Annotated in this window: 18 protein-coding genes and 1 pseudogene; 15 read left to right on the forward strand and 4 right to left on the reverse strand. The window is 36.6% G+C overall.

All coding sequences use genetic code 11. From position 1 onward, the window contains the following. Positions 1 to 352 precede the first annotated feature (352 nt). From BscR1v2_RS01635 to BscR1v2_RS01675, 8 genes are all read left to right on the forward strand, one after another. Positions 353 to 2,125: an SLC13 family permease gene (locus tag BscR1v2_RS01635; RefSeq protein WP_078689487.1), complete on the forward strand. Its 1,773-nt coding sequence runs from the start codon at positions 353 to 355 to the stop codon at positions 2,123 to 2,125. Between the two features lie 878 nt (positions 2,126 to 3,003). Continuing rightward, entirely contained in the window at positions 3,004 to 3,675 is a 672-nt protein-coding gene (locus BscR1v2_RS01645; protein ID WP_078689489.1) for a DUF2659 family protein, read from the forward strand. 4 nt (positions 3,676 to 3,679) lie between these two features. Continuing rightward, entirely contained in the window at positions 3,680 to 5,089 is a 1,410-nt protein-coding gene (gene der / locus BscR1v2_RS01650) for a ribosome biogenesis GTPase Der (RefSeq protein WP_078689490.1), read from the forward strand. A 449-nt stretch (positions 5,090 to 5,538) separates the two neighbouring features. After that, positions 5,539 to 5,961, forward strand: coding sequence for an AtpZ/AtpI family protein (locus BscR1v2_RS01655; protein WP_078689491.1), 423 nt, complete (start codon positions 5,539 to 5,541; stop codon positions 5,959 to 5,961). A 7-nt stretch (positions 5,962 to 5,968) separates the two neighbouring features. After that, positions 5,969 to 6,727 carry a F0F1 ATP synthase subunit A gene (locus BscR1v2_RS01660; RefSeq protein WP_078689492.1) on the forward strand — a complete coding sequence of 253 codons (759 nt, stop codon included), beginning with the start codon at positions 5,969 to 5,971 and terminating at the stop codon, positions 6,725 to 6,727. A 52-nt stretch (positions 6,728 to 6,779) separates the two neighbouring features. Continuing rightward, on the forward strand, positions 6,780 to 7,010 hold the full coding sequence (locus tag BscR1v2_RS01665) for a F0F1 ATP synthase subunit C (RefSeq protein ID WP_007477984.1): 231 nt from the start codon (positions 6,780 to 6,782) through the stop codon (positions 7,008 to 7,010). A 134-nt stretch (positions 7,011 to 7,144) separates the two neighbouring features. Beyond that, positions 7,145 to 7,726: a F0F1 ATP synthase subunit B gene (locus BscR1v2_RS01670; protein ID WP_078689493.1), complete on the forward strand. Its 582-nt coding sequence runs from the start codon at positions 7,145 to 7,147 to the stop codon at positions 7,724 to 7,726. Beyond that, positions 7,723 to 8,217, forward strand: a complete 495-nt coding sequence (locus tag BscR1v2_RS01675; protein WP_010703457.1) for a F0F1 ATP synthase subunit B — start codon at positions 7,723 to 7,725, stop codon at positions 8,215 to 8,217. The genes BscR1v2_RS01670 and BscR1v2_RS01675 overlap by 4 nt, the downstream gene beginning before the upstream one ends. 369 nt (positions 8,218 to 8,586) lie before the next feature. Here the strand turns inward: BscR1v2_RS01675 and glyS are convergent, their stop codons facing one another. The 4 genes from glyS to BscR1v2_RS01695 all read right to left on the reverse strand — a co-directional run bounded on the left by glyS (position 8,587) and on the right by BscR1v2_RS01695 (position 14,648). Beyond that, the gene (glyS, locus tag BscR1v2_RS01680) at positions 8,587 to 10,809 is read right to left on the reverse strand and encodes a glycine--tRNA ligase subunit beta (RefSeq protein WP_078689494.1); all 2,223 of its coding nucleotides are present in this window, start codon (positions 10,807 to 10,809) and stop codon (positions 8,587 to 8,589) included. Continuing rightward, positions 10,809 to 11,753, reverse strand: coding sequence for a glycine--tRNA ligase subunit alpha (locus BscR1v2_RS01685; protein ID WP_078689495.1), 945 nt, complete (start codon positions 11,751 to 11,753; stop codon positions 10,809 to 10,811). Before BscR1v2_RS01685 ends, glyS begins: the two co-directional genes overlap by 1 nt. A gap of 61 nt (positions 11,754 to 11,814) precedes the next feature. Next, the gene (locus BscR1v2_RS01690; RefSeq protein ID WP_078689496.1) at positions 11,815 to 13,539 is read right to left on the reverse strand and encodes a tetratricopeptide repeat protein; all 1,725 of its coding nucleotides are present in this window, start codon (positions 13,537 to 13,539) and stop codon (positions 11,815 to 11,817) included. Positions 13,540 to 13,631: 92 nt separating this feature from the next. Next, positions 13,632 to 14,648 (reverse strand): polyprenyl synthetase family protein, encoded by a 1,017-nt coding sequence (locus tag BscR1v2_RS01695; RefSeq protein WP_078689497.1) that lies wholly within the window; start codon positions 14,646 to 14,648, stop codon positions 13,632 to 13,634. Between the two features lie 249 nt (positions 14,649 to 14,897). Between BscR1v2_RS01695 and BscR1v2_RS01700 the strand changes: the two genes are divergently transcribed. From BscR1v2_RS01700 to BscR1v2_RS01735, 7 genes and pseudogenes are all read left to right on the forward strand, one after another. Further along, positions 14,898 to 15,686: a tRNA1(Val) (adenine(37)-N6)-methyltransferase gene (locus tag BscR1v2_RS01700; protein WP_078689498.1), complete on the forward strand. Its 789-nt coding sequence runs from the start codon at positions 14,898 to 14,900 to the stop codon at positions 15,684 to 15,686. 99 nt (positions 15,687 to 15,785) lie between these two features. Then, the gene (locus tag BscR1v2_RS01705) at positions 15,786 to 16,637 is read left to right on the forward strand and encodes a S49 family peptidase (protein WP_078689499.1); all 852 of its coding nucleotides are present in this window, start codon (positions 15,786 to 15,788) and stop codon (positions 16,635 to 16,637) included. A gap of 255 nt (positions 16,638 to 16,892) precedes the next feature. Further along, entirely contained in the window at positions 16,893 to 17,801 is a 909-nt protein-coding gene (locus BscR1v2_RS01715; RefSeq protein WP_078689500.1) for a 4-(cytidine 5'-diphospho)-2-C-methyl-D-erythritol kinase, read from the forward strand. A gap of 614 nt (positions 17,802 to 18,415) precedes the next feature. Continuing rightward, positions 18,416 to 19,087, forward strand: a complete 672-nt coding sequence (locus BscR1v2_RS01720; protein WP_078689501.1) for a ribonuclease HII — start codon at positions 18,416 to 18,418, stop codon at positions 19,085 to 19,087. Continuing rightward, the gene (locus BscR1v2_RS01725; RefSeq protein ID WP_078689502.1) at positions 19,084 to 20,046 is read left to right on the forward strand and encodes an L-threonylcarbamoyladenylate synthase; all 963 of its coding nucleotides are present in this window, start codon (positions 19,084 to 19,086) and stop codon (positions 20,044 to 20,046) included. Before BscR1v2_RS01720 ends, BscR1v2_RS01725 begins: the two co-directional genes overlap by 4 nt. Before the next feature lie 2 nt (positions 20,047 to 20,048). Next, a pseudogene (locus BscR1v2_RS01730) lies at positions 20,049 to 21,453 on the forward strand (FAD-binding oxidoreductase). A 142-nt stretch (positions 21,454 to 21,595) separates the two neighbouring features. Beyond that, the gene (locus BscR1v2_RS01735) at positions 21,596 to 22,126 is read left to right on the forward strand and encodes a DUF6101 family protein (protein WP_078690295.1); all 531 of its coding nucleotides are present in this window, start codon (positions 21,596 to 21,598) and stop codon (positions 22,124 to 22,126) included. Positions 22,127 to 22,152: the final 26 nt, after the last annotated feature.

The raw sequence follows: 22,152 nt of genomic DNA on the forward strand, positions 1-22,152 counted from the left end.
TTTCTTTCAGTTTTGTCACTATATGCTGAGAGTATAAATAAATTTCTTTAAACAACGATAAAAGCTCAGATATGATGTATATCAACTACATATCTGTCTATTTCCTTTGATGTAAGATCATCATAATTTTTTTTTCAACAAGCTTTTATCAACTGTCACCAGTTTTTTTCAATATTTTACATGAAACTATAATCATGAATAAGGAACTATGCACTAATTATGACCTTATTTATCATGTTTAATCATTTTTAAGGAGTAATAATGTGTTGTTTTTTATGTCACTGACTAAAGGAACGATAAAAGGGAATATATGATGTTGGTGATTATAAGCTGACAGGGAGTCGTTAGTATTATGACAGAAGATCAAATAATGGCTTTTTCTATTATTGGTCTCATGATGGCTGTTTTTATGTGGGGTCGGTTTCGTTATGATATCGTTGCTGTTTGCACATTGTTGATTGCTTGCATTCTTGGTCTTGTTAATCCGAAGGAAGCATTTAGTGGTTTTAGTAATGATATTGTTATTATCGTAGGTAGTGCGTTTATCATCAGCACAGTTATGTCACGCTCTGGCATTGTGGAATATATTATTCAACGAATGTGGCCTGATGTAAAGTCAGTAAAACTTCAATTAGCTTTTTTAGTTATTTCTGTGGTTCTTTTATCAATGTTTGTTAAAAACATTGGTGCTTTAGCTATTATGCTTCCGATTGCTTTCCAATTTGCTCGCCGTTCTCATGTTTCACCATCTGTGTTTTTGATGCCAATGGCATTTGGTTCTTTATTAGGTGGTCTCATGACACAGATAGGCACTTCTCCCAACATTGTTGTTTCAGCTATGCGAGAACGTTTAGAAGGAATCCCTTTCACTATGTTTGATTTTATACCGGTTGGTGCAACAATTGCTGCTGTTGGAGTTTTCTATTTAATATTTTTTTCTTGGCGTTTACCTATCCGTGCGCATTCAAGCACATCATTTGATGATGCTGTTGATATTTGTAATTATGTTTCAGAAGTGCGTATTCCCGTTAATTCTCCCATTGTAGGAAAAACTATTATTGATCTCATTAAACCATCAGGCGGTGAAGTTATGGTTATTCAGATCATTAGAAATGAAGTATCCATTTCACCATTACCAGATTTTGTTTTTGCCAAAGATGATACTGTTCTGCTGGAAGGCTCACATACAGGGCTAGACACTGTGATTAATTCAGCTCGCTTAGAATTTGCTACTGGTCGTACTCTTTCTGTAGGTGATAAAGGTAGCCAGCTTGATATTGTTGAGGCTGTTATTACAGATAATTCTCCTCTTATTGGTATCAGTGCTAAAAGACTTTCGTTGTTTGATCACTATGATGTAAATTTACTTGCTTTAAGTCGTCAATGTGAAAGGGTACGTGGTAGGCTTGGTGATGTTGTTTTCCGTCTCGGGGATGTTATTGTTTTGCAGGGACAGGATATGGTTATTCCGAGCTTGTTAAGAGAATTGAAATGTCTTCCTTTAGCAAAACGCAATATCATGTTCGGTAATTTACGACATGGCCTTATGTCTTTAGCTATTTTGTTTGTAGCAATTATTACGACAGCTTTTCAAATTGTTCCGGTTGCATTTTCTTTTTTTTCTGCAGCTATTGCGATGGTCGTTTTTCGGATTCTTCCAATGCGGGATTTGTACCATGCTTTAGATGGACAAATATTGGTGTTATTAGCAACTCTTATTCCAGTAAGTGAAATATTGGAAAAAACAGGGTGCACGGATTTGATTGGTGGTTGGCTTAGCCAAATGGCTGTATTTTTACCACCATCTGGTGCATTAGCACTTATCTTGATTACAGCAATGCTGATAACACCATTTTTAAACAATGCAGCAACAGTGATGGTTATTGCACCAATTGCATCAAGTTTTGCTCATTCTCTTCATTATAAACCTGAGGCTTTTTTAATGGCTGTTGCGATAGGCGCTGGGTGTGATTTTCTTACACCTATTGGGCATCAATGTACTATGTTAGTAATGGGGCCTGGTGGTTATCGTTTTAGTGATTATGCACGTTTTGGTGCTCCGTTGGCAGTGTTGATAGCAATTGTTGCGGTTCCGATGTTAATGTGGGTTTGGCCATTACAATAGAAACAGTAAAAAAACCTTTGAATAGATTTTTTTACTGAGATGAAGATTAAGTGGAAAAGCTATGTTTTACGCAAAGATTTTAAGATGGGGGGCCTTATTATGATAAGGCGCAAGCGTTTCTTTGGTATTGTAGCAATGTTTGTCTATTTTTCTCCAGATATTCTCAGTTATGAAAAGCTGGGCATATATAAATTGATAAGGATTTTAATGAACGTTTTAATTGTAATATTGGCAGAGATGAGGATGATGTTTGTTGGTTGAAAATTTAATGATTGGCATCACTCTATAGGGTTATTTTTCTGATTTTGAAGCCATTCTAATTGATATTTGATGCATGAAACTATTTTCATGAGTTAATTTTTAATAATAGTTTTCTAATAGAAGCTATGGAAAGATACCATACAATAGTTGTTATTTTAAGGTTTTAGAAGTTGTAATGTGCACATAGAATGTTAATACAGCTAAACAATGCTACCCGAAATTGGCATATAATCTATGCGTGTTAGATATTAAGGTGATTATATTCGGTTGTTATTAGTATGTTTGCAATTATCTAGTAGGTGATATAAAGCAGTATGGGCCAAATATTTCGCTTTTGTTTTAAATTAGCAATATGGCGTTAATGTATAACAAGAGTTGAAGTGATCGAAAGTAACTTTACGCATTTCAATAGGAGTGAGATGCGTAAAATTCATGTCAATCAAAAGATAATCGCGAGAGATTTTAGTTCGGTATAGTTATAAAAACAGTTGATAAGAGTATATGTTAATTTTAAATCAATCAACTGACAAAATAAAGATTATTGGTGGATAGGGCTCTATCTTTGTTTATTTATACGTAATAGTGTAGGAATTAAAATTCTTTCCAGGGTAGGGTGCATGTCATACGATAGTTTTATTCGTGAAGTTAATGAAGAGCTCCGTCAGGAAAAAGTCCGTGCTTTTTGGGGGCGTTATAGTTTCTTGATTATTGTTTCAGCTATTATTTTTGTACTAGCGATAGCTGTTTATCAAATTTATCATTATGGGCAAATGAATAAAGCCAGCAAGATTGGTGATACATTTATAACAAGTCTTAATTTGGCGGACTCACTTCAATTTGATGAGGCGATGAATCAATTAGAGAGTGTCAAAACATCTGATTTTGGAGGGTATCCTTTTCTTGCTCGTTTACGTGAAGCTTCTTTGCTGATGCAGCAAGGCAATGCTGTTAAGTCAGTAGAGGTTTTTGATGCGGTTGCGGCTGATAAGAATGCACCGCAGATATTACAGAGAGTTGCAAAAATTCGAGCGTCTTATATTTTAGTTGATATAGGCACATTTGATGATGTAAAAAAACGTGTCAACGATATGGCAAATGATATCGACCCTATGCGCATGTCTGCAAGAGAAGTTTTAGGTTTAGCTGCTTATAAAGCTAACAAGATAGATGATGCGATTTATTATTTTCAAAAAATTTCTGAAGAAAATGTTTTAGGACTAAAAATAATTGATCGAGCAAAAATTATGCTTGAGCTTATTCAGTCTGAAAGAAAGGTGAATAAGGGGTAAATTAATGAGCCTCACCATTGCTATAGTTGGCCGGCCCAATGTTGGGAAATCAACATTATTTAATCGTTTGGTTGGGCAAAAATTGGCTTTGGTTGATAATAAGCCAGGTGTAACACGTGATCGGCGTGTCCATGAGGCAAGGCTTCAAGATTTACGTTTTAATGTAATTGATACAGCTGGTTTAGAAGATGCAAGTGATCAAACACTTGAAGGTCGTATGTTTTTTCAGACAAAGGCTGCTATTAAAGAAGCGGATCTTATCCTATTTGTACTTGATGCAAAGAGCGGGGTAACACCAAGTGATTGCAGTTTTGCTTCATTGGTTCGCAAGTCGGGAAAACCGATTGTGCTTATTGTCAATAAATCTGAGTCAAAAATGGCAATAGAAGGAGGATATGAGGCATGGTCTTTAGGTTTAGGTGAGCCTTGCGCAATATCTGCTGAACATGGTCTGGGCTTTTCGGATCTTCGTGATGCAATTGTAAATGCTGTTGGTAAAGATAAAGCTTTTGAGCAAGTAAAAGAAGAAGAATGTGCTCTTACGCGGTGTGTGTCTTTGGATAATGATTTTGACGATTTGGAAGAAAGAGGTTTTGTTTACGATGAAAGCAAACCTATTCGGATAGCAATTGCTGGTCGCCCCAATACTGGAAAATCAACACTGATCAATAGTATGTTGGGGCAGGATCGTTTACTGACAGGGCCTGAAGCTGGTATTACGCGTGATTCTATTTCTGTAGATTGGGAATGGCGTGGTCGTTGTTTTAAACTCTTTGATACTGCGGGGTTGCGTCGAAAATTAAAAGTTCAAGAAAAGTTAGAAAAACTTTCTGTTGCAGACACTTTACGCGCAATCCGTTTCTCGGAAGTAGTGGTGATTGTTTTTGATGCAACCATGCCTTTTGAAAAGCAAGATTTACAAATTGCTGATCTTGTGATTCGTGAGGGGCGAGTTCCAATTATAGCTTTCAATAAGTGGGATCTTATTGAAAATTGCCAAGAAGTATTGGCTGATTTACATGAAAAATGTGCTCGTCTTCTTCCTCAGGTTCGTGGTTTGAGAGCTGTCCCTTTATCAGGCCAGTATGGTAAAGGAATTGATAAACTTATGGAAAATATCATGATGATTCATCGTGTGTGGAATCGTCGTATTCCTACAGGGAAACTTAATCGCTGGCTTGAAACTATAGTTGCACACCATCCACCACCGGCGGTTTCTGGGCGTCGACTTAAGATTAAGTATATAACACAAATTAAAACACGTCCTCCGGGGTTTATGATTTCTTGTTCACGGTCAGATGCAATGCCTCAATCATATTTGCGTTATCTGTCTAATGGGTTGCGTGATACATTTGATATGCCAGGGGTGCCCATCCGTTTATTACTGCGAACATCTGATAATCCTTTTGCATGATGGAAAAAAGTAACAATTTCCTTCATGTTCTGAGTCATTTTTAGACTTTTTAAAGGTTTAAATGGACATTTAATAACTCGCTTTTAAAGAGGCTTTGCTTTGATTTGTTAAGTTTTTGAAACAAAAATGGATGTGTAAAATAAACAAACAATAATATAACTTTTTAAAGTGAGGGCAGAAATGCAATTTATTGGTTCTATAAGATAGCTACCTTATTGTTTGATAGTTAAAGTTGATAAAATTGGTATGCCTATTATAGAGTGCGTAGTGTTAATCAGGAGTTGAGTCATATTATTATATTTTTCGATGATAAATCATTATTGTTTTATTTATTGATAAAAATCCTTGTGATAGACGCTTTTGGGTAGCTTGACGAATGAATTTAGTAACAATATGTTGCAGGAAGCTTTAGATGTATTTTGATTTTGCTTTTGATTAAGGAGCCAATTATGGCAAAGGGCGATAAACCCGTTGTGCCACAAAAGGAGGCTGAAGAGAAAAAGCAAAGAGATTCTTTTCATTTAGAGGATTTAGAATGGCGTAGTCAAAATTTGGGATTGGCTTTAATGCGTAAGAAAGCATTAAAGAAACAGGATCTTAAAAATGAGAACAGAGAGTCACAAAACAAGGTAGGGCATGCTGTTAAGTTGTCGAGTGAGTTTCTGGCAAGTGTTATTGTAGGTATTGTTTTAGGGTTGGGATTTGATAAGCTAACAGGTTTGTTGCCATGGGGATTGATATTTTTTCTTTTTCTTGGGTTTACTTCTGGTATAGTAAATATTCTTCGGTCTTTAGGGCACATTGCTCCTAGTCAATTAGGAAAAAATAGCGTATCGCATCAGAATAAAAGGGTCGATAAATTTAATAAATGAGGTTAAAGTGACAGCGCACGCTCCAGATCCTATTCATCAGTTTGAGGTTTCACGGCTGATTAATATTTCTATAGGAAATATGGATTTATCGTTTACGAATGTATCATTTTTTATAGTCGTTACGGTTGTTTTATCTTCAGTATTTCTTTTTCTCTCATCATCAAGTCGTAGATTGGTTCCAACGCGTATGCAGTCTATTTCTGAAATGGCGTATGAATTTGTAGCGTCGACTTTGCGTGAATCAGCTGGCGTACAGGGAATGCGTTTTTTTCCTTTAGTATTTTCATTATTTATTTTTATTTTGGTGGCTAATTTTATTGGTCTTTTTCCTTATTTTTATACTATTACCTCTCAAATTATGATCACTTTTTCATTGGCGATGTTAGTTATTTTGACGGTGATTGGTTATGGTTTTTATAAACATGGGGTTTGTTTTTTAAAACTTTTTGTGCCTAGTGGTGTGCCTGTTATGATTTTACCTTTAGTCACAATGATTGAGCTTATTTCTTTTTTGTCTCGCCCTATTAGTCTTTCACTTCGTCTTTTTGCTAATATGCTTGCTGGTCACATCACGCTTAAAGTGTTTTCTGGTTTTATTGTTTCAATGGTTGGGGTAGGGGTTATAGGTATTGGTGGTTCTATTTTACCTCTCATTATGACTGTGGCAATTACTGCTCTTGAATTTTTGGTAGCATTTCTACAAGCTTATGTCTTTACGGTTTTAACTTGTATGTATCTTAGTGATGCTGTTCACCCGGGGCACTAGTAAATAATGAATTTTAGTCAAACAATGCAATTTCACTTCAAAGGAGAATAACATGGAATTAGCACTTGCAGCAAAATATATTGGCGCTGGTCTTGCCTGTTTTGGTATGGCTGGGACAGCATTGGGGCTGGGAAATATTTTTGGTAGCTATCTTTCTGGTGCCTTACGTAATCCATCAGCAGCAGATAGTCAGTTTGGTCGTTTAGTTTTTGGTTTTGCTGTGACGGAAGCTTTGGGTATTTTTTCGTTGCTTATTGCTCTTTTGCTTCTTTTTGCAGTTTAACCAATTTAAAAAGGTATGTCTGTTTTTGTGCAAAGAGCAGACATAGTCTTGCGTTTTTTAATACAAGGGAAATGACTCAGTTATCATAGGTTCTAAATAAAGGGCCTGAGGTAGTTGTTTGAAGGATAAATAGGATGTTTATTTCCAGTGCTTATGCACAAGCTGCTGAAACGCCCATGGAACATATTGAAAATGCGGTAGAGCACGCAAACCGCGTGTTTCCGCCTTTTGATTTTGTGCATTTTAGTTCTCACCTTTTTTGGTTGGCAATTTCTTTTGGTTTTTTTTATCTCTTCATTGCTCGGGTGATTGTACCCCGTATTGGAAATGTTATTGAAACGCGTCGTGATCGAATTGCATCTGATTTAGATCAGGCTATGCGCATGAAGCAAGAAGCAGATACTGTGATTGAAGTTTATGAGAAAAAACTAGCAGAAGCTCGTTTACAGGCGCGTATTGTAGTGCAAGAGGCAAGAGATAAAATTAAAGAAAAGGCTGATCTTGAACGAAAAGAAGTTGAAAAAAAATTAGAGAAAAAGCTAGCAACTGCTGGAGATCAAATAGCAGAAATTCGAGATAAAGCTATGCAAAATGTTGGTTTAATTGCAGAGGAAGTAACTCGTGAAATTGTTAAGAAATTGCTTGATATTGATGTGAGTGAAGAAGTTGTCAATTTAACTGTTAAAGCTACGAGCTGTAAGGAATCACAAGGATGACTGATACATTTTGGGCTTTTATTGGATTAGTTCTTTTCTTAGCTCTTTTGGTTTATTTTAAAGTTCCAACTATGGTAGCGCGTAGTCTTGATATGCGAACAAAGCGTATCACGGATGAACTTGATGAAGCTCTTCGTCTTCGTGAAGAAGCGCAGGAGATATTGGCTGAATGTCAGCGCAAATGTGTAGAAGCAGAAAAAAATGCTCAAGAAATTATTGCTTCTGCTAAGAATGAAGTTTCAGTTATTGTTGCTGAAGCTCGCACAAAAACAGAAGAATATGTTAAAAATCGCAAAAAAATGGTAGAACAAAAAATTGCTCAAGCAGAAGCAGATGCAATTCGAGTTGTTTCTCTTTCTGCTATTGATTTAGCAATTTCTTCCTCACGTACGCTTATTAATAAGGAATTAGATTTCAAGGAATCTAAAGACCTTATTGAAAAATCTCTCACTAAAGAATCTCTTTCTAAAATGAAAGAGTACCTTAATTAATATTGTTTGAAGAGTTTAAAGCGCTAGTTTTTTAGGAGCAAAGATTTTGGGGAAGTAGATTTGCGTAAACTTCCAAGAACTAGTGCTTTTATCAAACAGAAAATTATCTAAATCATCTATTGAGTATGATTTTATTTTTCGAGGTTGATCAAGAATTTCTGACTTTTACTTATCTCGATTTATGTTTTCTAAACTTTTTTACCAATTTATTAGAAAGTGTAATTTCTATTTGATTTTTACTGTTTTGAAATTATTTAAAGCACTATTAACAAGTAGTTTATTATTTTTTTGAGCTATTTTCGGTATAAAAAGCATTTCAAAAATAACAAAAATATTTTTATCATTTTAAAATTGAAAGAACGTTAGGTTTTAGATTGCAAGCTTCGAGAAATCCGCGACATTTTGTGTGATTAAGCGGATACGTTCAAGAAGAGCAAGACGATTAGCGCGAATAGCGGAATTTTTATCGTTTACTAATACTTTTTCAAAAAATGTATCAATAGGTTTTTTAAGTGGTACAAGGGCATTGAGTGCAAGTGATAAATTAGTTGCATTAGTCTGATCATGAAGCTTTTTTTCTGCGTCAATGATTGCTTGATATAATTGTTTTTCTTCTATTTCGCTAAAAAGTTCAGGGTTAAGTGTGTTTATTGTTGTGATATCTTTAGATGGTTGATTTTCAAGAATATTTACGACACGTTTTACAGAAGCTAAAAAATCATTTCCATCATTTGTGTTGATAAAAACAATGAGTGATTCAATACAACGTGCAACTAATAAAAAATCATCAGCATCTTTGGTTAAAACTGCTTCAATAGCATCATAACGAGCTCCTTCATCTTTAAGATAAATTTTCAAGCGTTCATGTAAAAATGACAAGAGATCTGATAAAATATCTTTTTTTGTTTCTGAAAGAGTATTTTGTTGTTGTTTAGCTTCTATTTTTGGGGAGGTATATTTTATTTTTTGTTGTAAAAAAAGATCCACCGCCTGATCAAAGAGGGGCATAAGGTTAATTTTCCAATCACGTGAAAGCACAAGCTTTATAATTCCTAGTGCTGCTCGCCTTAATGCATAAGGATCTTTTGAACTGGTTGGTTTTTCATTGATAAGCCAAAAACCAACAAGTATGTCAATTTTGTCAGCTAATGCAACTGCTATAGCGATAGGTTCACACGGGATTCGATCTGTTGGTCCTAGAGGTTTGTAGTGATCTTCGATTGCTTCAGCTACGTGGGGATCTTCTCCTTGGAGAAGTGCATATTTTCGCCCCATCAGCCCTTGTAGCTCAGGAAATTCGGCAACAATTCCTGTTTGCAGATCAGCTTTTGCAAGTATTGCTGCACGTTTTGCCAGTAGAGGATCTGCTTGCACTAAAGGTGCAATTTTTTGTGCTAAAGCAGCAATCCTTTCTACCCTTGCACCTTGCGTCCCTAACTTGGCATGGAAGGTCACATTCAAATAATCTAGCTGTGCTATTCGCTGATCAAGAGGTTTATTTAAATCAAGATCAAATTTTGCAGCAGAATCTTTCAAATGCGCGATATCCGGTAAATCATGCTGATCTGTTTGCCAAAAATAAAGTGCATCGGAAAGACGAGCGCGTACAACTTTACTATTACCCTTGGTAATTTCTTTACCACCATCATTTGCAAGAACATTAGAAACGAGGATAAAATGATTAGATAGTTTAATCTTTTCCCCCTGTTTGCGAGTGACGAAGCATTTTTGATTAGCTCGAATGGTTAAGCGGATAATTTCTGGAGGAATATCAAGAAAAGTCTTATCGAAATCGCCCATAAGGACAACAGGCCATTCAACAAGTCCTGCGACTTCTTCCAAAAGCGCATTATCTTGAACAAGCTCTAAACCGTTGGCAAAACAAAGATTTTGAGCATCTGCTAAAATAATATTTTTTCGCCTTTCTGTATCCAGAATAACTTTGTGAGCTTCAAGCAGAGTGACATAGTCATCAAAACGGCGTATTTGGATAGGTTTTCCATCACTTAAGAAACGATGACCATAGGTTAAATTATTACTTTTAAGAAAGCCAACTGTAAATGGAACGATGTGTGTTTCCCCAATTTCTGGTCCGAAAACACAAAGAATATTTTGTAAAGATCGGACCCATTTCAAGGCTCCAGTTTGGGCTGAATCTTGGCCCCAACGCATGGATTTTGGCCATGGAAAATTACGGATAATATCAGGCAAAATATCAGCAATAATTTCTTCTGCAGCCCGACCTTTTTTGGTGATTTTAGCGACATAAAAATCACCTTTTTTACTATCATGTACAATATGTGCTTCAGAAATATTATTAAGGCCTGTAGCACGCAAAAAACCATCAATCATATGCTGTGGTGATTTTGTGCTGGGACCTCTGCGTTCCTCGTGGGTATCTTGTGAGCTTGTAGAAAGACCACGTATATCTAATGTTAACCGGCGGGGTGTCCAATATTCACAGGCAGCTTTATAAGTTAATCCTGCATGAACAAGTTGGTCAGTAACACATTTTTTGAGATCAGAAGCAGCTTTACGTTGCATCCGAGCAGGGATTTCTTCACTAAAGAGCTCGAGAAGAAGATTAGACATTAGATTTCACCTTTCGTATGAGCTTGACCAGCCTCAGTTGATAGAAAGGCTTCACCACAACGGCGTGCTAGATCACGGATACGAAGAATATAACTTTGTCTTTCGGTTACAGAGATAACACCGCGTGCTTGAAGAAGATTAAAAATATGACTAGCTTTAATACATTGATCGTAAGCTGGTAAAACACATTGATGGTAGCTATTTTCTTTGTTTGGTTTTCCAACTTCAAGAAGTGCGATACACTCGCGTTCTGCATCAATAAAATGTTGATGTAGCAATTTGGTATCAGCAAACTCAAAATTATAATGTGAATATTCCTGTTCTGCTTGTAAAAAAATATCTCTATAACTTATTTTGTTTGCGCCATCTAAACCATTAAAATTAAGATCATAGACGTTGTCGACTCCTTGGATGTACATTGCTAAGCGTTCAAGCCCATAAGTAATTTCTCCTGAAACTGGCATACACTCAATGCCGCAAACCTGTTGAAAGTAAGTGAATTGAGAGATTTCCATTCCGTCGCACCAGCATTCCCATCCAAGTCCCCAAGCTCCAAGTGTTGGGCTTTCCCAATCATCTTCGACAAAACGAATATCATGCAGTTTTGTATCGAGGCCAATAGCTTGTAGAGAGTTAATGTAAAGCTCTTGTAAATCTGGAGGAGAGGGTTTGAGAAGCACTTGAAATTGATAATAGTGCTGTAAACGATTTGGATTTTTACCGTACCTACCATCTGCTGGACGCCGGGAAGGCTGGACATAAGCCACTTTCCAAGGGCGTGGTCCTAATGAACGCAGCGTTGTAGCTGGATGAAAAGTCCCAGCGCCTACTTCCATATCATAGGGTTGCAGAATTGCACATCCATATTGAGCCCAGTAATTTTGCAAAGTTAAAATGAGCCCTTGAAAAGAACGTGCAGGATTGAGATACTCAGGGAAATTCACGTTTGATACTCTTAATATGTGATTAGTAGATAAATCAAAGAAATTTAATCTTTATTACTGTCTATTGCTTTGCATGGTCAAGCGTTGTTGTGTCTTGCAAACCAAATTTCAGTTTTTCTTTGATTTTTTCTAAATTTTCTGGCTGTCCATCAATAGCATGATTCCATTGAAATACTGCTTCACGTTTGCGCCCAACTTTCCAATAAACATCACCCAAATGATCATTCAATGTTGGGTCTTGAGGTTGTAATTTGACGGCAGTTTCCAATATTTTTACAGCCTGATTATATTGCTTTAGTTTATAATGGGCCCATCCTAGAGAATCAAGAATGTAACCATTTTTTGGCTGTAATGCTGAAGCTTTTTGAAGCATGGATAATGATTCTTCAAGTTTTTGATTACGATCAATAAGTGTATAACCTAGATAATTAAGTACGTGTGGCTGATCAGGGAATAATTCCAGTGCTTTTCGTAAATCAGTTTCGGCTTTTGTCCAATGTTTTAGACGTTCAAATGCGATGCCACGTTGATAAAAGAGTTTCCAATCATCTTTTTGAAAATCTACCGTTTGTATAATAGCACGATCCATAATTTTAACAGCTTCAGCAAAGTTATTTTTTTGCATATAAATAGCAGATAGCGCTATATAAATAGTGCGATCATTGGGATTTTTTTTCTCTAATGATGTTAATAACTTAATGGCTTCAGTGTGTTGATTGTTATTGGCAAGGGTTAATGCGAGCTGCAATTGTCCCTCTCTATAATAAGGAGAGTGGGGTGATAAAGCGCGATAAAGTTTTATTGCTTGATCAGGGTCATTCAATTTAGCAGAGACGTTTGCTAGTTGGAACAATGTAGCATCATTTTGAGGATATAAGGCTAGAGATAATTGTTTGAAAATACGGGCAACATGTTCTGATTTTCTTCGATTGAGTGTTGTTCCAAAGTCATACAATATTTCACCCGCTCCTTGCTGAGGTGTTTTAACGGGATTTTCTAAATTAGCGCCTTTTTCAACTTTTTGTCGGATATTTTTAAGTATCTCTCGACCTGACAACATCTTTTCGCCGTTCTGAATAGTTTGAATAGCTTGGCTACGCATTTTTTGACGCAATTGGAATGAAGCATAGGCTATAATAATACGTTCATAGGTGTCAGGAGAGACCATAGCACCTTGTTGATTGTTTAATGCTTGCATAAAATATTTTTTTGCCTCTTTAGGGCGTTTTGCCAGATCACTCATAAGAGCGAGGTGGTAGTGGATGAAAAGATTATACCAAATAGGCCCTAAAAGCTTTTTAAGATCAGCTATTGCTTGAGAGTGATTACCTGATCCAAATGTAGCCCAAGCGCTTATCACGTCAAACGCCGGGTTATTGATTGAAGGAGATGTTTTTAATTGTGGGAGGGGTTTAACGTCTTTATAATTTTTTTTGATGAGGTTATCTATTGACAATGTCAGGGAAATAAAAGGATGGCTAATATTTTGTGCTTCCAATTTTTTTGCTTGTTTGACAGCCTCTTTAAATGCACCTACTGAAAGCATCGCTTCAAAGATTTCTTTTTGTGCATCAATGTTATTGGGGTTATAGGTGAGTGCTTGTTTAAAATAATTAATAGCAAGATTAGTTTCATTTTCATGATTTGCAACTCGCCCTGCTAGATAGGCACCTGTAAATGATCGTGCATCAATAGCTGAATCGATTTTGCTATAGACGGGTGAGGACATCAGCACGATTCCCGCTATAGCGAGAGTAAAAAAGCAGGGCCTTATTGCACAGTGCATAGAGCTCATCCTTCTAAAAATCATGAATTTATGATACGATTTATAAACATATTAGGCTTCTTTGTAGAAAATATTATTATTCTTGCAAATAATCAGTTTATACGTGCAATACAAAAATCAACAATTTCAATGAATGCATTTTTTTGAGGGTTTTCTTTTATTGGAGAAAGAGCGTCGATTGCTTGTTTTCCATAGATGCGTGCCTGTTCTATTGTATCAGTTAGACTATCATATTTTTCCATTAAATGTTGTGCGTGTACTAAAGATTCATCGTTATTATTATTGTTTTCAAGAGCTTGTTTCCAAAATGCTTTTTCTGTTGCATTACCGCGTGTATATGAGAGGATAACGGGCATAGTAATTTTGCCTTCTCGGAAATCATCTCCTATATTTTTTCCTAAATGTTCAGCATTGCCACTATAATCAAGTGCATCATCAACCAATTGAAAAGCTAACCCTAATGATGTGCCATATTCGCGTAATGCTAAACGTTCTTCGTGTCCATAACCAGCGATGATTGGCCCAACTTCAGCGGCAGCTGAAAAAAGTGCGGCTGTTTTTGCATTAATGATTTTAAGATAATCTGAAGCAGTGGTTTCTATATTTTGGGCAGCGGCAAGCTGCATGACCTCTCCTTCAGCAATAATTGCTGCGGCGTTTGCTAAAATAGTGAGCGCTTCCATAGAGCCAACATCTACAATCATTTTAAAAGCTTGTCCTAGAAGAAAATCACCAACAAGTACACTTGCTTTATTTCCCCAAATCATTCGTGCAGTAGATTTTCCACGGCGGAGATTACTTTCATCAACTACATCATCATGTAATAAAGTTGCTGTATGCATAAACTCAATTGCTGTTGCAAGCTTTATATGCCCATCACCTTGATATCCAAACATATCAGCTGCAGCTAGTGTAATCATTGGACGTAGCCGTTTTCCTCCTGATGAAATAAGATAATTACAAATTTCAGGGATCATTTCGACATCAGCTTGAACCATAGAGATAATTAATTGGTTTACACGTTCCATATTATCTTTGGTGAGGTTGATGAGAGTTTGGGAAGAAACCTGGTTATTTTTTTTATAGTCTTGTTTTATGATAGCACCCAATTGGTTTACTCCTAGAGTATTTTTAATAAATATAGATAAGCTTTATTTTCTATTCGTAGCATAAAGCGGGATTACTTTTGACTCAAGCTTTGATACTGCCTTGAAGTAGAAGTTTTTTAAATATTTAGAAGAGTGTTTTTTCTACGCTTAGGGAATATAATTATTATAATAAGGCAATAATTTTGAAATTAAGATAATTTAATTACAATTGGAAGAAGGGCAATATAAAGATCAATATTAGGCTTACAGATGGATAGCGCGACGAATCATAGTGATGAGACAATTGATGAATTTCATCGTGGGAAGTTTTACTTAGTTCAACCACGTTTGCAGGGGCATCGTTCTGGTATGGACGCTATGTTGTTGGCTGGTCTGGTTCCTGATAACTTTAAAGGAAAGGTTGTCGATTTAGGCGCAGGCGCAGGCGCAGCGGGATTAGCAGTTGCTGCACGTTGTTTAGAAACTCACGTTACATTAGTTGAACGATCAGCTTTTATGATATCTTATGCTCAAAAAACGCTTGCGCTAAAACAAAATAAGGAACTAGCTAGCCGAGTGTGTTTATTAGAAGCAGATATTGCTTTAAAAGGCAATGCACGCTTAAAGGCAGGTTTAATGGATAATGTTTTTGATTTTGCGATTATGAATCCACCTTTTAATAATCCTATGGATCGTAAAACACCTGATGAACAAAAGTCTGAGGCACATGTTATGCCTGAAGCAATGTTTGACAATTGGTTACGCAGTGCAGCTGCAATTGTTAAACCAGGTGGATATCTAGGGTTGATTGCACGTCCCCAATCGCTTAATGATATATTACACGCTTTAGAGGGGCGTTTTGGTAATATATGTGTAATTCCTGTTCATTCTCGAGCTAAAGCGGCCGCAACTCGTATGTTATTTTATGCAAAACGGGGAAGTCGAGCAGCTTTATCTATATTGCCGGCGTTAATTGTGCATGAAGATGAAGGTCATGCTTTTTCGCCACGGGTTGATGCAATCAATAATGGGTGTATAAGCTTGTGGGAACTTTTTTAATGATGTCTTGTGTTTTTTAGCTTATTTTTTAAATTTGGATTAAGCTTTTTATTTATTTTCGAGTTATGTTTTCTCGATTTCTTATAGGGAGATTTTGTTTTGATTAACAGTGTTAAAAATCTTATTCCACGTCGTTTTCTTTCCAGTAAACTTGAAATTCCTGTAGTACGACTTCATGGGGCAATTATGGATTCAAATTCATTTATGGCTCGTACGCTTTCGCTAGGTAGATGCGCCCCCCTTTTAGACAAGGCTTTTGCCGATAAAAAAGCACCAGCTGTTGTTTTAATTATCAATTCTCCCGGTGGTTCACCTGTACAATCACGTCTCATTTTTCAGCGTATTCGAGATTTGGCAAATGAGAAGAATAAACAGGTTCTCGTATTTATTGAAGATGTAGCAGCATCAGGTGGTTATATGATTGCTTGCGCTGGGGATGAAATTTTTGCTGACCCTTCTTCTGTTGTGGGCTCTATTGGGGTTGTTTCAGCTTCTTTTGGTTTTCCTGAGCTTTTGAAGAAAATTGGTGTGGAACGGCGTGTTTATACAGCAGGAAAAAACAAAGTTGTATTAGATCCATTTCAGCCAGAAAAGAAGATGGGCGTTGAACATTTGAAATCTTTGCAACTTGAAGTTCACCAAACTTTTATTGATTTGGTCAAAGAACGGCGTGCATCGAAATTATCAGATGATTCAGATATTTTTACAGGAATGTTTTGGAGTGGAAAGAAAGGTGTTGAGCTTGGCTTGGTTGATCAGTTAGGTGATGTACGCTCTGTTATTAAAGACCGGTTTGGTTATGATACAAAGCTTCGGTTAATTTCTCCTTCCAAAAGTTTTTTTGGGCCTAAAATGCCTTCGGGAGTTACTGCTGATATGGTTTATACAGCAGTTGATAGTGCATGGATGGCAGCAGAAGAACGGGCACTTTGGCAACGGTATGGTTTGTAATTAGAATACCATTTTATTTACATTTAATTTGGTTGGCGATTTTGCTTAGAAGCTATTGCGAGAGGAAAAGGGATTTAAAATGATCCGACTTATTTTATTCAGTTTCATTGGTGTGATGATTCTGTATATTTATTATTTATTTAGGCGCCAGTTACACTGGGTGTTGCAACGTGTTTGCCATACAAGAGTTAAATCACGTACAGATGTAAAAGGAACTCTTGTGAAAGATCCTCGTACAGGTGAATATTACGTTAAATGATATCAGGTGCGCAGGCTTCTCTTAAAGAGGGTTTTCATCTTTTAACACCTATTAAGTTGAATCTGGCTTTGCACGTTGTGGGTCAGCGCGCTGATGGTTATCATTTATTAGAAAGTTTGGTCTATTTTAGTCTTAGTGGTGATTGTTTAAGTTATACACCTTTTACAAAAGATCACTTTATTGTAAAAGGTCCCTTTGCTAATGGGCTTGTTTCTTATTCAGATAATTTAGTTGTCCGCGCCCACAATTTGATGCGCAAGATATTTCCTGAAAATGCTAGACCTGCCTTTTTTCAGCTTATTAAAACGTTACCTGTTGCTTCGGGTATTGGTGGTGGATCAGGAGATGCTGCTGGGGTTTTTAGTATATTGCGCCGGCAATGGAATCTTGATTGTTCTTGTGAAGAATTAGCGGCAATTAGTTTAGAACTTGGTGCTGATGTACCGATGTGTCTTTTTGCGTTAGAATATCAGCAACCGCTTTTTGTCCAAGGAATTGGCGGTGATATAACGCGACTAAAAGAAGCTTGTTCTATTGCGATGGTATTGGTAAATCATGGTCAACAAATTGAAACATCCGCTATTTTTCAGGCCTTAGAAAAGCGCGATCATCCTCATTTAAAAATTGATCCAGCAGCTTTAAAAACAGTTTTTTCATTGGTTGAAGCTTTACAAGAAACGCGTAATGATCTTTTTGCTCCTGCATTAAAAATTGCACCTCAATTGGCTGAGGTTTTATATGCATTAGATGAAAGTGGAGCTCTTTTTTCTCGTATGTCTGGTTCAGGCGCAACTTGCTTTGGCATTTTTAAAGATCAACAAGCAGCTCAAAAAGCGGCTTTCCTTATCAAATCAGCACATCCAAATTGGTTTGTGAAATCAATTATGACTGTAGGAAGGTTTTGATAAGCAATGTGAACATTAAGGGTTGTTGTTTATAGTGATAATTAACGAATTTATGTTTCTGCTCTTTAATATTAATTCTTTATTCATATCCAAATACATTTTGGAAAAGAGCAATAATTCCTTTACGGCTTTTGAAAAGGGTAGCTTAAAATAATTTTTCTAGTCGAGTGATACGTATTTTAAAAAAATGATGTTAGCAATAATATGTTGTGTAGGTAAAAGACATGGGAATGCTCTTTACTTGAGATTATCATCACAATAGTTTTTTGTTTAGAGGGTGGAAGTGTTTACACGAGAAACTTTAAAGCCTCTTTTAAACAAACAAATAAAAGAATTTTGAGTATATTTTTCACAGAGTTTTTTATTGAGATGATTGATGTTGTAATAACCTCATCATGTACAAGAGTGGGAGATAATCAATGGAATTTTCGTGTTTGTTTTCTAGGTTTGATTAAGGCATGTAAAGATGTATAAATAATATTTGGTTGGAAAACTAACGCTCCCCCTATACTTGATTTTTTGTTATCATGTTGTTTGAGAGCTAAAAAATGTTGGAGTAAGCTATTTTTACTGTGGGGCTTGCGGAAAATAGGTGGTAATGCAAATATAAATATATGTTTCGTCGTGTTCGCAATTTGTCAAATGTATTTAATGTGCCACTTCAGCCAGATTTTTCGCACGAATTGGATTTACACAAACAAGGCTTCTTTTATATAGCAGGTGTTGATGAAGTTGGACGAGGGCCTTTAGCTGGACCTGTGGTAACAGCAGCAGTTATTTTAGATAAAAACCACATTCCTGAAGGGTTGAATGATTCAAAGAAATTTTCTGCTCAACAGCGCAATCAACTTTATGGTAAAATTTTGCAAAATGCGTTGGCAATTTCTGTTGCGAGTATTTGCGCCCGTGTGATTGATCAATCTGATATTAGGAAAGCAACTTTAGAAGCAATGCGCCGCTGTGTTGTAGGGCTTTCCATTCCAGCTCATTATGTATTGGTTGATGGGCGTGATATTCCACCCCATTTGCTATGTCCAGCAACTGCTTTGATAAAAGGTGATCAGCGTTCGGTTTCAATTGCGGCAGCATCCATTGTTGCCAAAGTAACACGTGATCGAATGATGGAATGTGCTGGGCGGGTTTATGAAAGTTATGGTTTAGAAAAACATGTGGGTTATGCAACAGTAGCACATCGTACGGCTATCGCTAAATATGGGCCCATTTTAGGATTGCATCGTTATAGTTTTGCACCACTGAAAGAAGATTATAAGGATGATATTTCATGACAATCCTACCTTTAAACAGTGCTTCAATAAAAGAAGCGGTTGAGGTTCTGAAGCAGGGCCAATTAGTGGCTTTACCAACAGAAACTGTTTATGGATTGGCTGGTGATGCAACTAATGGAAAAGCAGTTGCTTCTATTTTTACCACAAAGAAGCGGCCACAATTTAATCCTCTTATTGTTCATGTGAGTAGCATTGTTATGGCAGAACATTATGTGGAAATTGATCTGCTTTCACGTCGATTTATGGAAGCATTTTGGCCAGGGCCTTTGACCTTAGTTTTACCATTAAAGGTTAATCATAATATTCATCCTTTAACGACTTCTGGTCTTGATACATTGGCTGTTCGTTTTCCTGTTGGCGGCTTTGCAGAAGTTGTTCAACATTTTGGTCGACCTTTAGCAGCTCCTAGTGCAAATCAATCGGGAGGTCTTAGTCCCACTTCAGCTGCATCTGTATTTGCATCTTTGGGGGCATCAGTGCCTTTAATTATTGATGGAGGAGTTTCTAAGATAGGGCTTGAATCAACGATTATTAAGGTTTGTGATAAAAATATCTATCTATTGCGTCCTGGTGGGGTAACTGCTGAAGAAATTGAAGAAGTGGCAGGGCAACCTTTAAAACAATTAGATCAGCGTGCTGCAATTGAGGCACCAGGTATGTTAAAATCACATTATGCTCCTAATGCTTTGGTGCGTTTAAATGCACAAAAGGTGGAGAGCGACGAAGCACTTTTAGCATTTGGCCCTAAGCGCATTGTAGGTGCTGAAAATGCTATCTCTATTTTAAATTTAAGTGAAAGTGGTCAATTGGAAGAAGCTGCATTCCATTTGTTTGATTATATGAAACAGTTGGATTCATTAAAGGTGAGATGTATTGCAGTGGAGTCTATTCCATTTTACGGATTAGGTGTAGCTATTAATGACCGTTTAATGCGTGCTGCAGCACCGAGAGGAAAATGAAGGTGGAGCAGAATTTAATTGAGTGTTTTAGAAAAATTGTTGGTTCTGCAAATGCTATCACAGATCAATCTTTGATTGCACCATATTTGCTTGAAAATCGTGGACTTTTTTATGGAAAAACGCCATTACTTTTACGTCCATCCTCAACAGATGAGGTATCATCTATTATGCGTTTGGCCAGCAAAACACGCACACCAATCGTACCTCAAGGAGGAAATACTGGTCTTGTGGGTGCTCAACAGCCAGATGATAGTGGGTGTAGTGTTGTTTTATCTATGGAACGTTTAAACAAAATTCGAGTTAGTCCTGAGGGTAATTTTGCTGTTGTGGAGGCTGGTGTTATTTTACATACCTTACAAAAAAGGCAGATAAAATAGATCGTTTTTTCCCTCTTTCTTTAGGCTCAGAAGGTTCCTGTCAAATAGGGGGCAATCTTTCATCTAATGCCGGAGGGACAGCTGTTTTAGCTTATGGTAATATGCGTGAGCTTTGTCTTGGTCTGGAAGTTGTTTTGCCTGATGGGCGTATTTTAGATGATTTGCGTTTTGTTAAAAAGGACAATAGCGGTTATAATTTGAAAGACCTTTTTATTGGTTCAGAAGGGACTTTAGGGGTTATTACTGCAGCGGTTTTAAAGCTTTTTCCAAAGCCTAAAGGGAAGGCAGTTGCTTTTGTAGGTTTACGCAGTCCAGCTAATGCTCTTAAATTTTTATCCCTTGCTCAGTGTTATGGAGGGCCATTGTTAACTGGTTTTGAGCTTATGGGAAAACTCAGCTTACAAATGGCTTTAAATTATACGATGCATGCTAATTCACTTTTTGAACATGAGCATGAATGGTATGTTTTAATTAATATTTCATCGTCACGTAGTGATGATGAAGCGCTGTCGGTGTTAAATGTTATTTTAGAAACAGCTTTAAAGGATGATATTATACAGGATGCAGTTGTTGCACAATCGTTAAAACAGCAAGATTTTTTTGGCAATTGCGTGACAATATGTCACCAGCGCAGAAGTTAGCAGGAGGGTCTATTAAACATGATATTGCTGTACCTATTGCCTCCATTCCTGACTTTATTGCTGAAGCTGCTCTTATTGTTGAAGAGATTGCTCCAGGTGCGCGGGTGGTGTGTTTTGGTCATATGGGTGATGGGAACCTCCATTATAATATTACACAACCCATAGGGGCTGATACTGCATCATTTTTGCAATTATATTCACAAATGAATGATCGGATCCATTGTTTAGTGATGCATTATCAAGGTACATTTTCTGCTGAACACGGAATTGGGCAGCTCAAGCGGAAAGAACTGCGTACTTTTAAATCACCCGTTTCATTAGAAATTATGCAAGCGATTAAAAAAACATTCGACCCTTTAGGAATTATGAATCCTGGCAAAGTATTATAAATTAAAAATGATGAATATTTTTCTATTCTTATTGGGATTTTGATAACTGAAAAGAAAACAATTTTTACCTAAAGCTTAATAATTCAATGAGAAAAAGATATTATATAGAGTATGTTTTATTGAAATGAATTGGGAAAACTATATGGCTAATCAATGTTTTAATCGGGCAAAAGTGGGGTCTGAGTTTCGGTTAGATCCATGCCATTTGCCACAAACGGTGACATACTTTGTGTCAAAAACGGGAAATCACATGATTTGTTCGTTGAATGAACGCAGTGTTTCTCTGAAAGTTGATAATCCTTCCAGTCTGTCACGTTTGATTCCAGTTTATCACTTCAAAGGAATTGCAGCGCGTATAGTAGAAACTCTTACAGGAGAAAAAGCTGTCGCATTAGAATTGCTCCATACAGATGAAGAAGCTTGTATTCCACTTTTAGTTTCTAGAGATTTGAATAATGTTCTTTTAGATTGGCGGTTATGGGGAAAGATTTATAATCTACCAATGTTTATGATCTGTGAAGATAAGAATATTATCACTATCAAAGATCATTCTATTTTACGTCAATTTTTTTATATGACATCACCATCTTCTAGGGGAAAGGGCTTTTTACTCCGTTGTGGTGATTCATTAGGTTTACGTTTAATGATCACCAATCGGATTGTCTTACAGTAAATTGATATAGATTAATTTTTTTACTG

Source organism: Bartonella schoenbuchensis R1 (genome assembly GCF_002022685.1).
Classification (GTDB): Bacteria; Pseudomonadota; Alphaproteobacteria; order Rhizobiales; family Rhizobiaceae; genus Bartonella; species Bartonella schoenbuchensis.

Excerpts from the sequence above, each read along its gene's own strand:
- glyS (WP_078689494.1), bottom strand. The coding sequence starts at position 10,809 with ATGTCTAATCTTCTTCTCGAGCTCTTTAGTGAAGAAATCCCTGCTCGG.
- BscR1v2_RS01670 (WP_078689493.1), top strand. The coding sequence starts at position 7,145 with ATGTTTATTTCCAGTGCTTATGCACAAGCTGCTGAAACGCCCATGGAA.
- BscR1v2_RS01700 (WP_078689498.1), top strand. The coding sequence starts at position 14,898 with ATGGATAGCGCGACGAATCATAGTGATGAGACAATTGATGAATTTCAT.
- BscR1v2_RS01645 (WP_078689489.1), top strand. The coding sequence starts at position 3,004 with ATGTCATACGATAGTTTTATTCGTGAAGTTAATGAAGAGCTCCGTCAG.
- BscR1v2_RS01715 (WP_078689500.1), top strand. The coding sequence starts at position 16,893 with ATGATATCAGGTGCGCAGGCTTCTCTTAAAGAGGGTTTTCATCTTTTA.
- BscR1v2_RS01720 (WP_078689501.1), top strand. The coding sequence starts at position 18,416 with ATGTTTCGTCGTGTTCGCAATTTGTCAAATGTATTTAATGTGCCACTT.
- BscR1v2_RS01725 (WP_078689502.1), top strand. The coding sequence starts at position 19,084 with ATGACAATCCTACCTTTAAACAGTGCTTCAATAAAAGAAGCGGTTGAG.
- BscR1v2_RS01675 (WP_010703457.1), top strand. The coding sequence starts at position 7,723 with ATGACTGATACATTTTGGGCTTTTATTGGATTAGTTCTTTTCTTAGCT.
- BscR1v2_RS01735 (WP_078690295.1), top strand. The coding sequence starts at position 21,596 with ATGGCTAATCAATGTTTTAATCGGGCAAAAGTGGGGTCTGAGTTTCGG.
- BscR1v2_RS01665 (WP_007477984.1), top strand. The coding sequence starts at position 6,780 with ATGGAATTAGCACTTGCAGCAAAATATATTGGCGCTGGTCTTGCCTGT.
- BscR1v2_RS01690 (WP_078689496.1), bottom strand. The coding sequence starts at position 13,539 with ATGCACTGTGCAATAAGGCCCTGCTTTTTTACTCTCGCTATAGCGGGA.
- BscR1v2_RS01635 (WP_078689487.1), top strand. The coding sequence starts at position 353 with ATGACAGAAGATCAAATAATGGCTTTTTCTATTATTGGTCTCATGATG.
- der (WP_078689490.1), top strand. The coding sequence starts at position 3,680 with ATGAGCCTCACCATTGCTATAGTTGGCCGGCCCAATGTTGGGAAATCA.
- BscR1v2_RS01655 (WP_078689491.1), top strand. The coding sequence starts at position 5,539 with ATGGCAAAGGGCGATAAACCCGTTGTGCCACAAAAGGAGGCTGAAGAG.